Genomic DNA, 14,639 nt, shown 5'->3' on the forward strand with positions numbered 1-14,639 from the left:
CTTACCGGTAACGAATATACAACTCGTTCACCATTCTAGCGTGCAAAGGTGTCCAAACCGTTGCACATCCGACAACACCCGACCGATGGCTTGAGGTGACGCCCCAATCATTGGCGCAAGCTGTCCACCAACGCCAAAACCTCCGCTCCGAGCGCCCGATCCGCTTCCAGCTTGGGTGAAACAGCGCGAACGAGATCATACGTTTGTCTCGTTCCCCTGCCGCAGCGAAGTTCCGGCCTCAGATCTATGGCCTGTGCTGCGGCCAGCATCTCGCAGGCAACAAGGTGTCGCCACAAATCAACAATCTCCGCACATTTTGCCACTGCGAGCGGCGTCTGCGTCGCATGGTCCTCGACCCCTTCCGAAACGGCAAGGAAATCCAGAAGGACCGGATTGGCCTTGGAGCGAATGGCACCAGCGATTGCGGCTACTGTCTTCTGCAAAGGTACAAAACCGGCCGACGCCCCGCCGACTGGGCTCAGATACCGTGGTAGGCCATGCCGCCCGGAGCCCGTGATTTGAATGAAACGTGCAGCACTGGCCAGCGCCGCTTGTGCGATGGCTAGCCCAAGTGTTTCGAAAGCCAGCGCCAGCGACGGCGTGTGGAAATTTCCCGTCGACAGTACCCGGTCTTCATCGATGATTACCAGCGGATTATCCGCGGCCGAATTGAGCTCGAGTTCGATCGCGTCTGTCGCGGCCTTCAAGGCATGGGCAAGCGCTCCCTGAATGGGCGCTGCGCAACGCAGGCTAAGTGGATCCTGAATCGCCGTCTTTGCTTCGAGCAATGACGAGCCTTCAAGCAATGCCAAAAGCTTTTCCGCCTCTTCCACCTGACCTGCAGCGGGACGCGCAATCTGAATCGCAGGTGTCAGAATGCGTGGATTGCCGCCCAAGGCTTCGAAGCTCAGGGCAATCGAGCGACGCTGACAGTCGAGAAGCGCACCAGCGTCTATCGCAACAAGTGCACCCCGCCCGACCGAAACCGCTGAGGCATTGAGCAGCGACAACCCGTCCTTCGGGCCAAGCGCCGACGGCGCAAGACCGGCCTTTTTCAAAGCTTGAGCAGATGGGTAGACCTTGCCTTGATATTCTGCAGAACCTTCGCCGATCAGAGTGGATGCCATAGCAGCCAGCAGCACGAGATCACCAGCTCCTATGGAGCCAATGGATGGGATAACCGGATGAATCTGTCTATTGAGCAACGCTAGCAAGTCATTGAAAACTGATGGAGAAATTCCGGATCCGCCGACAGCCAGCATTGAAAGCCGCGCGGCCATGAGGGCGCGGGTAGCATCGCGCTCCAGGGACGGGCCAACACCCATGCCGCGTCCGCGCACCAATTGCTGTTGGAAGGCGCTGATGTCCTCGGTCACCGATGTTTTCAAATTGGCGCCGAGCCCAGTATTAAGACCGTAGATTTGCTGTCCAGATGATGCAGCTCTGTCGAGGAGCGTCCGCCCCTTTTCCAGCCTGTCATACACAGCGGGCTCGACTTGGACCGCCGCATTCTTACGGGCGATCGCTGCGATATCAGCGATCGTGGTGGTCGCTCCACTGAAGACAACGGGGCTCATGCAAAGCGCAGCCGCTGGCCGATATTGGAGGCTTTGGCCTTTTCCAGCATGGCATAGCCCAGCGCAATGTCGCTTAGCGACAGGCCCCGATGCCAGAACAGGATGGTCTCATTTTCACTCTCACGTCCGGACTTTTGTCCGGCAACGATCTGGCCGAGCTCCGCATGCAACGTCTGTTCGGATAGCTTGCCCGCCTCCACATGAGCGCGCAGGGACCCAAATTTCCCGCCCTTGCATTGGCCCCAGTCATCGACGACAAGTTTGTCCATGATGTCGGTCAACGACAGCTCCACGGCGCTCATTGTTCCGTAAGGCACGACGAACGCGCCGGGCTTGATCCATTCCGTTTTCAATATCGGTTGCGGCTGCGGCAAGCGCGACGCTTCAACAACAATGTCGGCGCCTTCGACGCAGGAACGCCAATCATCCGTGACGATGATCCGCTTGCCAAGATCCCGGGAAAGCTTCTCGGCAAAGGCGTTGCGGCTTTCGGGACGACGTGAATGCACGCGAATTTCATCGAAATTGTAGAGATGATCAAGGAGCCTCACGTTCCAATAGGCCGTGCCGCGCGCTCCGATATGGCCAAGGATCTTCGAACTCTTGCGCGCGAGATATTTTGCTCCGAGTGCGGTGATGGCGCCGGTGCGCATATCGGTGATGACCGTTGCATCAAGAATAGCGCGAGGCGCACCGGTACGTGGATCGAACAGATTGAGCACACCGAATTCTGATGGGTAGTTCAGCTTGTAATTGTCGACAAAGTCCCCGACGATCTTCACACCTGCCAGATTCAAAGGCGCAACATATCCCCGCAACACGTTGAAATGGCCGTTGAAAGTCGCATCCGGCTCAAGATGCACTCGCGGCTCTATGACGGTCTGGCCATTGCCCTGCGCGGCAAGCGAGGTTTCGATTGCACCGAGAATTTCGGCATCCGTCAGCGCCAACGCATCGATGTCGAGCGCATTCAGATAGTCGATATAGATAGGTTTCATGTCTTTGCTCATGCTGCACGCGCAGGGATTGTGATTCCGAGATTTTCGCGCAATGTGCGCCCTTCATACTCATTGCGAAAGAGGCCACGGCGACGCAATTCAGGCACAACCAGGTCGATGAAATCCTGGAGTGCCCCTGGAAAATAGGCACCCATCACGTTGAAGCCATCCGCCGCCTTGCCATGAAACCGCTCCTCCAGTTCATCGACGATCTGCGCCGGTGTGCCTATCAATTGCCAATGGCCGCGCGCTCCGGCGAAATTGCGCGCAACCTGCCGGATCGAAAGGTTCTCCCGCCGCGCAAGATCGATGATCAATTGCTGACGGCTTTGAATGCCATCGGTCGCTGGCATTTCGGGCAATGGTCCTCCCAGCGGGTACTGTGACAGGTCCTTGATACTGAGATAGCTGGCGAGCAACGCCACCCCAACCTCATCGGGAATGAGTTCCTGGAGGGCGTCATATTTCGCTCGTGCTTCGCTTTCGGTTCGGCCAACGATGGGCGACACGCCGGGCAGGATCTTCAGATCGTCCGGCTTCCGACCGAAGCCCGGCATGCGCGATTTCAAATCAGCATAGTAGGTTTGAGCTTCCTGCAAGGTTTGCGCTGCTACGAACACCACATCCGCTGTACGCGCTGCGAGGTTTTTGCCCGCATCCGAAGCACCGGCCTGCACCATCAATGGACGGCCCTGCGGCGAACGCGGGCTGTCGAGAAGTCCGCTCACCGTGAAATGCGCGCCGTGATGATTGACTGGATGTAGTTTGGTCCGGTCGGTATAGCTTTTTCCGTCGGCGACGTAAGCGCCGGCGTCGACACTGTCCCAGACTGCTCTTGCCGCTTGTTCGAATTCCTCGGCACGTTCATAACGCTGCGCATGGGGCCGCAGGCCGCTTGAAACAAAATTCTCCGCCTCGAGTTCGCTCGCGGACGTGACGAGGTTCCAACCAGCCCGGCCACCGCTCAATTGATCAATGGAGGCCAGTGTGCGTGCAAGGCCATAGGGCTCGTTGTAGGTCGTGGAGGCCGTAGCGACCAAGCCGATATGGGACGTATTGACCGCCAGCGCCGCAAGCAGGCTCAACGGCTCGAACATGGTCGAACGCGCAGCCTGGCTCGCGGTGTTGATATTGCGCTCGCGGATCGCGGCCGCGTCCTCAAAGAAAACCATGTCGAATTTGGCAGCTTCTGCAAGGCGCGTCAGAGCTATGAAGTGATCGACATCCACACCGGCTTCGGCAACCGCGTCCGGGTGCCGCCAGGCCGCAATATGATGGCCGCCTGCCATAAGAAAGGCGCCAAGCTTCATCAGTGCTTTGCTCATGATGGTTGCTCCGCTGCCTGGCTGGCCGGATGACGCGGACGTTGCAATCCAAGATGCTCGCGCAGTGTGGTATCCGCGTAGGAGTTGCGGAATAGTCCGCGCTTTCGAAGTTCAGGTATGACGTGATCCACAAAGGCGTTGACACCTTCCGGCGTCACCGGAGGAAGGACGGTGAAACCATCGACAACGCCTGCCCATGTCTCCAACGCATCCGCAATATCGAGAGGCGTGCCAATGATCTCCGACCCTCCAGGCCTTTCTCCATCGGGCGATAGCGCATCCAGTTTGGCATGAAGTTGCTGTGCGTCAGATTTGGTAGCGCCGATGAATGGAATGACATTTGCAAGGATCCTCACCTCGGACCGTTTGCGATCATGACGTTCGAGCCGCCGCACGAAATCGGAGACAAGCGTCGTCGCCTCGTCCACCGACGCCGGATTAATGAAAACCAGTTCGGCCCAGCGTGCGGCCATCTCGGCGGTGTCAGCCGTCAGTACGTGCGCAACAACAGGCTTGCCTTGTGGCGAACGATTGACGTTGAGTGGACCGCGCACGGTGAAATACGCGCCTTTGTGATCGAGAAGGTGCATTTTCTCCGGCAGGAAAAAACGGCCTGAGGCCTTGTCATAAACGAAGGCATCATCCTCCCAGCTGTCCCAGAGTCCGTTGATCACTTCGAGATATTCCTGGTCGCGCGCGGTTGTGCCCGACGAAACCACGACATTCCACCCAGCCCTGCCCTTGCTGATCGTATCGAGCGAGGCAAAGCGACGCGCAAGGTTGTAAGGTTCGTGCTGGGTCATTGCAGCGGTTGCGATCAGCCCGATCCGGCGAGCGATAGTGGCAAGTGCCGCAACCAGCGTCGTCGGCTCGAAAGGCACGGCCTGCGGCGACAGAGCGTTCAGGGGCCGCTGGCCAAGCCGATCGGCAAAAAATGCGAAGTCCAACCCGCCTTCTTCTGCTTTCATCACCTGCGCCGCCAACGCGTTGAAATGAATCGCATCTTCCGACTTCTCACGCCAGGCGGCGGGATGGTGGCCAAACGGCGTGATCGATATTCCGATGTGCATTGCTGGGTTACCCTTGCTCGTACCGCCCGTCAGACCGCGAAGATAGCGTCCCTCGTCAATTGCCCCTTCACTGCGCCGCTCTCGTCTACAACCGCAAGAACGTCGCTATTGGCGGCAACCATTAACGCTAGCGCATCGCGCAGGCTACTCGTCCGCGCAACCGTACCGGCACCTGTGCTCGGCGCTGCAGTGGTCATCGCGTCATTCACAGTGAACAGGCTGAGCCGCTTGATCGCGCGGTCTATCCCGACAAAATTTTCCACAAAAGCGTCGGCGGGGTGAGACAGCACTGCATCCGGCGTATCGTACTGGACGATCTTGCCGCTTTTCATGATGGCGATGCGGTCTCCAAGCCGGATGGCCTCGTCGAGATCATGGGTGACGAGCACAACAGTCTTGCGAACGCGGCGCAATATCTGGCGAAATTCGTCCTGAAGTCTCGTTCTGGCGATCGGATCGATCGCGCCGAAAGGCTCATCCATCAGCAGCACCGGCGGATCGGCCGCAAGCGCGCGTGCCACCCCTATGCGCTGGCGCTGTCCGCCTGAGAGCTGGCGCGGGTAGCGCTTCAGCATTTCGCTCGGGTCCAGTCCGACCAGATCCAGCAGTTCTTCCGTACGGCCGGTGATTTTCGCTTCAGTCCAGCCGAGCAATTTAGGCACCGCCGCAATGTTTTGAGCAATGGTCATGTGCGGAAACAGACCGACCTGCTGAATTACGTAGCCAATGTGCCGGCGCAGCTCTACCGGATCAACCTCTGTGACGTCCTCGCCATTGACGATAATCTTGCCTTCCGTCGGATCGATAAGGCGGTTGATCATCCGCATGGTCGTGGTTTTGCCGCAGCCCGATGGACCTATGAGTGCCGTTGTCGTCCCTTCCGGCACAACCAGCGAGAGATCATCAACTGAAGCGGGTCCGCCCGCAACGAAACGTTTGGTCACATGTTCCATGGTGATCATGCGGTAGATCTCTCTGCAAAAAAGACTTTTTCGGCGATGCCGAGAGTAAACTCGGTCGTGAGCGCGAGCAGCGCAATGGGAATGGCGCCAACCAGCAGCCTCGACATATCCATCATACTGATGCCGACGGCGATGAAATCTCCGAGGCCGCCGCCGCCTATGAAAGGGGCAAGCGTCGCACCGGCCAAGACCTGAACGGCGGCGGTGCGTGCACCGGCGAACATGGCAGGTGCTGCAAGGGGAATGCGTATCTTACGCAAGATCTGCCCTCGGCTCATGCCCATTCCCGTTGCCGCTTCGACGGCATCGGGGTCGACGTCGCGCAGTCCGATGAAAGCGTTGAGCAGGATAGGCGGCAATGCGAGAATGGTCAGGGCCACGATGGACGGCCACAATCCGATGCCAAGGAGCGGCATCATTATCGCGAGAATTGCGAGACTGGGAATCGTACGCAGTGCATTAATTGTGTTGATGACGGCAAAGGCGAGGCCGCTCCGGTTGATGATCAGGATCGCCAGCGGCAGTCCGATGGCCAGCGCGAAGGCCAACGAGACCCCCGACATGACCAGATGTTGGCCAAGCGCCTGGTAGAACTCCGGCTGATGATTGATGATCCAAGTGAAGGCGGTGATCAACATGTCATGCCCTCCCCCGAACGAGATATTTCTCGGCCTGACTGAGCACGACATCGAAGAAGATCGCCATCAAGGACGTCAAAATGCCGCCGACGAGTATCTTCTCTGTGTAGTTTTGATCGATCCCCATCAGAATGATCGTGCCAAGCCCGCCGCCATCGATGAAGGCCGCTACGGTGGCGATGCCAATGACGGTAACAAGGGCGATGCGTATGCCCGAAACAATGAGGGGCAGTGCGAGAGGAAGTTCGATCCCGACAAGCCGCTGCCAGGCATTGTAACCCATACCATCTGCGGCATCGAGAACATCGGCCGGTACGCCGCGCAATCCGGTTACGACATTGCGCAGGAGAATGAGCAGGCAATAGGACGACAGTCCAACCAGCGCTGGCTTTGTCCCAAGGCCAAGCCAGGGAATTAAAAGTGCGAATAGCGCCAGACTGGGGATGACGAAAATGATGCCTGTTAGCGTCAGGACAACAGCGTACAGCTTCGGCCGTCGCGCACAGATGATCCCGAGGATCAAGGCGATCACCAGTCCTATCAGCACCGAGGAAACCGACAGAACCAGGTGCTGCCACGTCGCAGTGAGTATTTCCGGAATGTTTTTGGGAGCCCAGTTCAAGGGTGCCGTCCTGCCTGTATGGTCGCTTCAGCAATGAAATAGCGGAGATGTGGTCATCTCCGCCATACACGTTCAAATGATCGGCGAAACCGCTGGGTTCCGCCGAGTATAATCAAATACCTTTTTCTTTCAGGAACTCTGCAGCGACTTCCTTTGGTTCCTTTTTGTCGCGTTCGACGGCGGCATTCAGGTCGCGCATGATCTCGTTGGTCAAAAGCGGGCTGACCTTGTTGAGCACTTCAGCAATCTTCGGGTTTTTCGCCAAGGCATCCTGGCGAACGACAGGCACAAGATAATAGGGAGGGAAAAGGTGCTTATCGTCATCCAGAACAACGAGATTGCTATCGGCGATCTGCCAGTCAGTGCTGAAACCATAGGACACATCGATGTTCTTGCTCGTCAGCGCGCTGTAGCGGATACCAAGCTTGGCGAAGATGCGGAAATCCTTGAACTCTATGCCGTAAACCTGCTTCAACCCCGGCAGACCATCCTTGCGTTCGCCAAAGCCGCCTTCGGCGCCAAAGGAGAGCTCCTTGGAAGCTGGACCAAGATCCGTCAGCGTCTTGAGCTTGTATTTTTCGGCGGTCTCTGGAAGCGTAATGATGGCATAGCCGTTGTTGATCTGCGTTGGCTCAAGCAGGGTCAATTGCAGGTTCTTCTCGTAATAATCCTTGACGTCCTTGTAAATCTTGTCGGCCGAGCCCGACAGGTCGCCCTTGACCACCGCCGCAAGCGCTGTCCCGGTATATTCCGGATAAAGATCGATCTCGCCGCTCGTCAGTGCCGAATGTGCGATGAGCGTAGCGCCCAGGTTGAGCCGGCGCTCGACTGTGATGCCGGCCTTCTCCAGCGCCTGCGCATAGATTTCAGCAACGACGAACTGTTCAGTGAAATTCTTGCTGCCAATTTTCACTGTCTGCGCAAAGCCGGACGTCGCCGCCGTCAATGCCACCAAAACGCCAAGCCCGATTGAGGCGACACTTTTCAAGTTCATGGTATTCCCCGCAGCTACTGTAGGATTTCATCTGTATCCCACTGGTTTCGTTATCGAATTCGCATGCTAGCAATCTCGGGCACTAAGTTCGCAGAACAATATGCCAATGTTCCGGGAGAAGTAGAAATTATTTACTATGCGTTTGCAACTACCGATACACGCACATCCTGACAGCGGTTGATCTCTGGTGTCATTGCATTCTCCTCGCTACATTGCCCGTAACATCGCCAAGAGGCAGGAGGCATCGATGTCAGACGAACATCAAGAGGAGTACGCGCGCGCGCATGACCACCCAGTCGACTGGCGGGAGCATGGTGTCAAAATTATTCCGGGCGATTCGCTTGATCCCAACACAGCACAGACGCCGGGTATGAACCGAGCCGCCGCCATCAATCGCGCCCGGGCTGGAGCCGAAAAAATCTGGGCAGGAACCGTTGTCATTCACGCCAACGCCAAGACCGGCGCGCATCACCACGGAGATCTGGAAAGCATTATCTACGTGGTCAAAGGCCGCGCACGCATGCGCTGGGGCGAAAGGCTGGAATATGTCGCGGAAGCCGGCCCCGGCGATTTCATCTTTGTGCCGCCATATGTGCCGCATCAGGAGATAAACGCCAGTACAGACGAAGCGCTTGAATGCGTCCTTGTCCGCTCCGGTCAGGAGCCTGTCGTCGTCAATCTCGATATTCAGCCGGTAGAAATGCCGGAGGGTGTTTTATGGAAGGATCCGATTCACCGCTGACTGCGCGAGAGCTTCTCATAACGCTTGATCAACCTGTCACGTTTGAGTTTCGACAAACGGTAGATCCAGAATATGCCATCGAGCTGATCGATTTCGTGCTGTAAGCAGATGGACAGGAGACCGGCCGCTTCTTCTGTCTGGGACACGCCCGCAAGATCCTCATAGCGAACCCGAATGGAAGCGGGCCGCTCGACCTCGTCAGAAACACCTGGCATAGAAACACTGCCCTCTTCGTGCCGGACGGTGTCAGCCGAAAACCATTCGATTTCCGGATTAACATAGAAGCGAGCTGGTTGCCCGCGATCAAGTTCAAGAACGACAATGCGCTTCAACAGGCCGATATGTGGAGCGGTTATGCCTATTCCCGGCGCTGCCCGCATTGTCTCCAGGAGGTCATCTGCCAGCAAACGGAGATCATTCCCAAATTCGGTAACGCCTTCAGCCGATGAACGCAGCAAGGGATGCGGATATTTGAGGATTGGGCGTATCGTCAAAACTTGGACCTTTCAAACTGGGACGTGGCACATGAGCAACGCTGCTACAGCCTCGTGCCTCAAACCGCATTCGGAGCGCAAGCTTCCTTTACAAGCAACGCTGCGACCGATAATCGACAGCAAATGAGCAAGACCGTAGTCAAACCGCAGGTTCTGCCGAAAGGCGCGTTGATCATGACGCTCCTGACGTTGGCGACAACAATTGTTTCGTTCGTCATCATGATGGGTATTACCGACATCTCGCCCACCAAACGGACGACGCAAATCATCATTGCAGCCAACGCAGTTTCAATTCTGGTACTGATCTATTTATCCTATGCGACGCTCCGGAAACTGTTTCTGTTCAAGAGCAAGGAAAAGCACCGGGATCTGCATACCAACATAGCAATCATCTTCGCGCTGATCGCGTCGATCCCTTCGATCATGGTTGCCTGTTTTTCACTCATTGTCCTGGACAATCGGTTAAACTCCTGGATCAATCCCGAGAACAATCAGATCATTGATATGTCAATCAAGGCGGCTCAGTCCTACACCGAGGACAATGCGCAAAGTCTTTTGACCACAACACTTTCAATGGCGATCGATCTCGATCAGCGGCGGATGCTGTACAGTCTTGATCGAGGCGCCTTCGAAAATTGGCTGACTTACGATGCAGGCCGCAACAATCTGCTTGGCGCATCCCTGGTCCGAGCCAACGGTGAGGTTGTGGTCAGCGCCCAACTTTTCAACGATCACAGCCTTCCCGAAGCACCGCTGGAGGCGTTGAAAACTGCGGCGGGCGACAGGCCGGTATTGATACCGCCGGAAGCCACCAACCTCGTCGGCGCCATCATCAAGATGCAGGCGCTGCCGGATTTGTACCTCTATACGATCCGCGCCGTGGATTCTTCGGCACTGGATAACATGCGCGTCATGACCGACAACAATGCCGAATATCAGTCGCTGGCGAGCAACAGGAAGAATACACAGATCGCCTACGCGTTGCTCTATATTGAGCTGACACTGTTGCTGCTTTTGACCGCCGTCTGGACTGGCATCGCCGTCGCCAATCGTGTGGTCAGGCCCATTCGCCTTTTGATTGGCGCTGCCGGCGACGTTGCCACCGGCAATTTTGACGTCTCAGTGCCTGTCCGCGCTTCGGATGGCGATATCGGCTCCCTATCTCATACGTTCAATAATATGGTCGAGCAGTTGAAAACCCAGCATAACGATCTGATCTCGGCAAAGGACGAGATCGATGAGCGCAGGCGCTTTACCGAAGCGGTTCTGTCCGGCGTGACCGCCGGCGTTATCAGCGTCAACTCGCAAGGCGATATTGCCGGTCTAAACCGGCCAGCCGAGCACATGCTGTCGATAGATGGTTCACTCGCTATCGGCAAGAACCTCCTTGATATCCTTCCGGAAATCGGCGCTGTATTCGAGGCGGCGCGGGAGAACGGCCGGTCTTCCAGCCGCCAGCAAATAGGCATTACCCGCAATGGTGTCGTACGCTCTTTCAACGTTCAGATTACCCGGGAAGACGCCGATACGCAGCACACCTCCTACGTGGTGACCGTCGACGATATCACCGATCTGGTCGCTGCCCACCGCTCGTCCGCTTGGGCGGACGTCGCACGCCGCATCGCCCATGAAATCAAGAATCCGCTAACGCCAATCCAGCTCTCCGCCGAGCGCATTCGCCGCCGCTACGGCAAGGTCATTGTCGACGATCGCGAGGTTTTCGACCAATGCACCGAAACGATTATCCGCCAGGTGGGCGATATAGGTCGTATGGTCGATGAGTTTTCTGAATTCGCTCGTATGCCCAAGCCGCAACTCGCAGCAACGGACATCCGCGATGTGTTGCGCGACGCATCCTTTCTCGTGGAAATCAGTAACAACCAGATCAAGTTCGAGCATGACTTTACCGACGAGCCGCTCGTTGGAAATTTCGACAACAGACTCCTTGGTCAGGCTTTCGGTAACATTATCAAGAACGCTTCGGAGTCCATTGAGGCAGCGCTCCAGAACGGAGCGATCGAAGAAGGTTTCATTCTCGTTCGTGCTGTCAGCACCAGTTCGTCCATCATTGTTGAAGTGCTCGACAACGGCAAAGGATTGCCCGCTGACAATCGTCATCGACTGCTCGAGCCTTATGTGACGACGCGCGAAAAGGGCACCGGTCTCGGCCTCGCCATTGTCAAGAAAATCGTCGAAGATCATAGTGGGCATCTCGAAATGCTGGATGCCCCTGCGAGCTTTCATACCGGTCGCGGAGCGATGGTGCGGATGACTTTTCCAAAGCTCGTCGAGGCCAGCGCAGCCTGAGTTTCACCGATATCGCTTTCGTTTCACTCGATATCAAAATGTGATGAAACTAAGGCACAGCGCAAATTGCGCTCTACATTGAAAGCGCTATAATCCCTTCCAGTGAGGCCGGGATAATGGGATTAAGCCTTCCATGATTTGGGTCAAGCACATGATCACCACAATTTGAATTGATCGCTGGGAACTGGAATCAGCGACGGGTGTTTATGATTTTTTTGAGAACGCGCCGGTCCTATCCGGCTACGCTCAGGAGGAGTCAGGCGATGCGACACACGAAAGAAAACGGCGATATCTCCAACTGGATGACATGCTCAATGATTTTGTTTGGCGCGCTGGCAGTTGCAGCCGTCGTCTTTGCGGTTTGACTATCGGGGATTTGACCCGATCGGGATGAAAACTCGGAGAGCTGTGTGCGTCCGACGGATAGCGCATGGGTTTGGTATGGGCTGGTTTCCAAGAGAAACTGGCCCATTCTATTGTTGGGACTTTAGGTCAAAATCCGGTAGGAATGGCGCTTGAACCGGCTGTCGAACCGTTCGGCCGGGAGGAAAGACCGCCCTTTACTCTCACCGCTTCAGGCGCCACTTCTGGCCCTTGGTGCGCCTGGGCACTATTGGAACCAAAGTCATTGCAGATAGTTTCGCAGATGGGGTTATGCTGTTGTCGACTGTTCCCCTTCATTCGAGAACCGGCAGGCAAGTAGTTACTTGAAGCAGGAAAAATAGTGGATATTGCGCAAAGCAACTTTAGTTCTTCGCTTGCAGCTTTGCACAGCATGGACAGCGTCATCCGTGATTCCCTGGTCATGGCACTTCCCATTCCCGTATATACGACAGACAAATCCGGCATCATTAATTTCTACAACCGAGCCGCGGCGGAGTTTTGGGGTCGTGAGCCGCGGATCAGCGAAGAGGCTTGGTGCGGATCATGGAAATTGTACTGGCCTGATGGAACGCCGATGCGGCATGACGAGTGTCCCATGGCGACGAGCCTGCGCGAAGGCAGAGAGGTGCGAGGACTGGAAGCAATAGCCGAGCGGCCCGACGGCACCCGGGTTGCGTTCCGTCCATTCCCTGTTTTGCTCCGGGACAAGAGTGGCGAAGTTATTGGCGCTTTGAATATGCTGGTTGATCTCACAGAACAGAAGCGCAATGAAGAGTCGGCTCAGCACCTCGCGGCGATCGTGGAATCATCCGACGATGCGATCGTTAGCAAAACCCTCACAGGCATCGTCAGGAGCTGGAACAGGGGTGCTGAACGCGTATTCGGTTACACAGCCGAGGAGATGATTGGCCGTTCGATCACCACTGTTATTCCTCCCGAAAGATTGGGGGAGGAAGAGTCCATCGTCGACAAAGTCCGCAAGGGTGAACGCCTGGATCACTATGAGACAATTCGGGTGCGCAAGGACGGGGTGCGGATTCATGTTTCGCTGACCGTATCGCCAGTCAAGGATTCGACCGGTCGCATCATTGGTGCGTCCAAGATTGCCCGCGACATTACCGATAGAAAGGAGAAGGAAGAACGCATCGTCATGTTGATGCGGGAGGTAAACCACCGCGTCAAGAATCAATATGCCGTCATTCTGTCCATGATCCGCGAAACCGGCAATCGCACCGGAGATAGTGGCGAGTTCGAGCAGCAGGTGCGGGAAAGAATCATGGCTCTCGCGCGATCACATGATCTGCTTGTACACGCCGAATGGCGCGGAGCGACCGTAGCAGATCTGCTTTTGGCGCAGATAAAGCCGTTCGGCGATGAATCCGCCGTTACAATTTCAGGTCCCGTTATAGTCCTGCAGCCCAATGCCGTTCAGTATCTGGGGATTGCGTTCCATGAATTGGCAACGAATTCGGCCAAATATGGTGTGTTTTCCGCTGACCGGGGTAGCATCGCAATCGATTGGTATGTCGGCGATGACGGTAACAACTTTTATCTGGCGTGGACTGAATCTGACGGGCCACCTGTAAGGCTTGGGCGTGCCCATGGATTTGGCAAGATCGTGCTGGAGCGCGTAACTCCCCTATCCCTTGGGGGGGCAGGCACCCTCGAACAAACGCCCAAACGCCTCGTATGGACTTTGCGCGCCCCAATGGAAAACATTGCAGCTCCCCTCACCTGACGAAGCACACAAGCCTCATTCTTAATGCTTAACTGGGCTTGCTGGAAACCACGGTCGCTCGCGTGTATTATTCGCGGCATCATTGAATTCTGGTTCAGGGGGAGCCAAATGCCACAGATTTCTCAGCTTTTCTTCAAGACGGCCATCATATGTCTTCTGATCGGGCTCGCGATGGGCCTGCAAATGGGAATGTCCGGAAACCATACGGTGATCGCTGCTCATGCACATCTCAACCTCTTGGGCTGGGTTTCCAGTTCCATTTTCGGTGGGTATTACGCGCTCAACCCAGCCAAGGCAGTCAAGAGAATGGCCATGGTTCATTATGTGGTCTATACGCTTGGTCTGATCGTCATGCTGCCGGCGCTCTACTTCATGGAACTTGGCAATGTCCAGCTTGAACCGCTCGTCGGGATAGGGTCGCTTGTTGTTTTCGCAGGCGTTTTGATCTTCGCCGTGGTGATATTCTCCAAGGAGATCGCAGTCATCCCCGAAGCCAGACGGGCCTGAATCGGCCTGACCGGGATAGCGAATCATACGTCCCTCCCTCCCTCTCACTGTTTTTGCGGTGCAGATGGAGATGGCACATCCAGCCTGATGAGCCGGGAAAAGTCCGGCGTGAGGCCTGCGGCCTTGGCCCGCTCGGCGACATGGGCGCGTCGCCGCAGATCCGCGAGCGGCAGACTGGTGTCGAGCGCGCCGCGCTCATAGGCGTATTCTGGAAGATAGCCATTGACGATCAGTCGCCAGTCGAATGGAACCACATCCCCGACTGCCCGCATCATCTTGAC

Annotated in this window: 13 protein-coding genes and 1 pseudogene; 4 read left to right on the forward strand and 10 right to left on the reverse strand. The window is 56.2% G+C overall.

The annotated features are described in order from the left end of the window. Window positions 1–107 precede the first annotated feature (107 nt). The 8 genes from hutH to J2X72_RS09150 form a co-directional block, all read right to left on the reverse strand. The gene (hutH, locus tag J2X72_RS09115; RefSeq protein ID WP_310070934.1) at window positions 108–1,577 is read right to left on the reverse strand and encodes a histidine ammonia-lyase; all 1,470 of its coding nucleotides are present in this window, start codon (window positions 1,575–1,577) and stop codon (window positions 108–110) included. Beyond that, window positions 1,574–2,575 carry an ornithine cyclodeaminase family protein gene (locus J2X72_RS09120; protein ID WP_310070936.1) on the reverse strand — a complete coding sequence of 334 codons (1,002 nt, stop codon included), beginning with the start codon at window positions 2,573–2,575 and terminating at the stop codon, window positions 1,574–1,576. The genes hutH and J2X72_RS09120 overlap by 4 nt, the downstream gene beginning before the upstream one ends. An 8-nt stretch (window positions 2,576–2,583) precedes the next feature. After that, window positions 2,584–3,900 (reverse strand): LLM class flavin-dependent oxidoreductase, encoded by a 1,317-nt coding sequence (locus tag J2X72_RS09125; protein ID WP_310070939.1) that lies wholly within the window; start codon window positions 3,898–3,900, stop codon window positions 2,584–2,586. Beyond that, the gene (locus J2X72_RS09130) at window positions 3,897–4,970 is read right to left on the reverse strand and encodes an LLM class flavin-dependent oxidoreductase (RefSeq protein WP_310070941.1); all 1,074 of its coding nucleotides are present in this window, start codon (window positions 4,968–4,970) and stop codon (window positions 3,897–3,899) included. Before J2X72_RS09130 ends, J2X72_RS09125 begins: the two co-directional genes overlap by 4 nt. Before the next feature lie 29 nt (window positions 4,971–4,999). Then, on the reverse strand, window positions 5,000–5,932 hold the full coding sequence (locus tag J2X72_RS09135; protein WP_210000094.1) for an ABC transporter ATP-binding protein: 933 nt from the start codon (window positions 5,930–5,932) through the stop codon (window positions 5,000–5,002). Then, window positions 5,929–6,570: an ABC transporter permease gene (locus J2X72_RS09140; RefSeq protein WP_210000091.1), complete on the reverse strand. Its 642-nt coding sequence runs from the start codon at window positions 6,568–6,570 to the stop codon at window positions 5,929–5,931. Before J2X72_RS09140 ends, J2X72_RS09135 begins: the two co-directional genes overlap by 4 nt. Window position 6,571: 1 nt before the next feature. After that, complete coding sequence (locus J2X72_RS09145; RefSeq protein ID WP_310070948.1) at window positions 6,572–7,192, reverse strand: ABC transporter permease; 621 nt, start codon at window positions 7,190–7,192, stop codon at window positions 6,572–6,574. A gap of 112 nt (window positions 7,193–7,304) precedes the next feature. Beyond that, complete coding sequence (locus tag J2X72_RS09150; RefSeq protein WP_210000081.1) at window positions 7,305–8,186, reverse strand: glycine betaine ABC transporter substrate-binding protein; 882 nt, start codon at window positions 8,184–8,186, stop codon at window positions 7,305–7,307. 247 nt (window positions 8,187–8,433) lie between these two features. On the opposite strand from J2X72_RS09150, the gene J2X72_RS09155 reads away from it, so the two are divergent. Then, window positions 8,434–8,928, forward strand: coding sequence for a cupin domain-containing protein (locus J2X72_RS09155; protein WP_310070954.1), 495 nt, complete (start codon window positions 8,434–8,436; stop codon window positions 8,926–8,928). Here J2X72_RS09155 and J2X72_RS09160 read toward each other — a convergent pair. Further along, window positions 8,919–9,422 carry a peptide deformylase gene (locus tag J2X72_RS09160; RefSeq protein WP_310070956.1) on the reverse strand — a complete coding sequence of 168 codons (504 nt, stop codon included), beginning with the start codon at window positions 9,420–9,422 and terminating at the stop codon, window positions 8,919–8,921. The two genes, J2X72_RS09155 and J2X72_RS09160, sit on opposite strands and share 10 nt — an antisense overlap. A 123-nt stretch (window positions 9,423–9,545) precedes the next feature. Here J2X72_RS09160 and J2X72_RS09165 point away from each other — a divergent pair, with 123 nt between their 5' ends. The 3 genes from J2X72_RS09165 to J2X72_RS09175 all read left to right on the forward strand — a co-directional run bounded on the left by J2X72_RS09165 (window position 9,546) and on the right by J2X72_RS09175 (window position 14,358). Further along, entirely contained in the window at window positions 9,546–11,729 is a 2,184-nt protein-coding gene (locus J2X72_RS09165; RefSeq protein ID WP_310070958.1) for a PAS domain-containing sensor histidine kinase, read from the forward strand. Window positions 11,730–12,453: 724 nt separating this feature from the next. Further along, window positions 12,454–13,851, forward strand: coding sequence for a PAS domain S-box protein (locus J2X72_RS09170; protein WP_310070960.1), 1,398 nt, complete (start codon window positions 12,454–12,456; stop codon window positions 13,849–13,851). 108 nt (window positions 13,852–13,959) lie between these two features. Then, window positions 13,960–14,358: a hypothetical protein gene (locus J2X72_RS09175; RefSeq protein ID WP_210000069.1), complete on the forward strand. Its 399-nt coding sequence runs from the start codon at window positions 13,960–13,962 to the stop codon at window positions 14,356–14,358. A 44-nt stretch (window positions 14,359–14,402) separates the two neighbouring features. Here the strand turns inward: J2X72_RS09175 and J2X72_RS09180 are convergent. After that, window positions 14,403–14,639: pseudogene (locus J2X72_RS09180) on the reverse strand (hypothetical protein); the annotation flags it as partial.

The sequence above is a fragment of the Phyllobacterium sp. 1468 genome (genome assembly GCF_031455525.1).
Classification (GTDB): Bacteria; Pseudomonadota; Alphaproteobacteria; order Rhizobiales; family Rhizobiaceae; genus Phyllobacterium.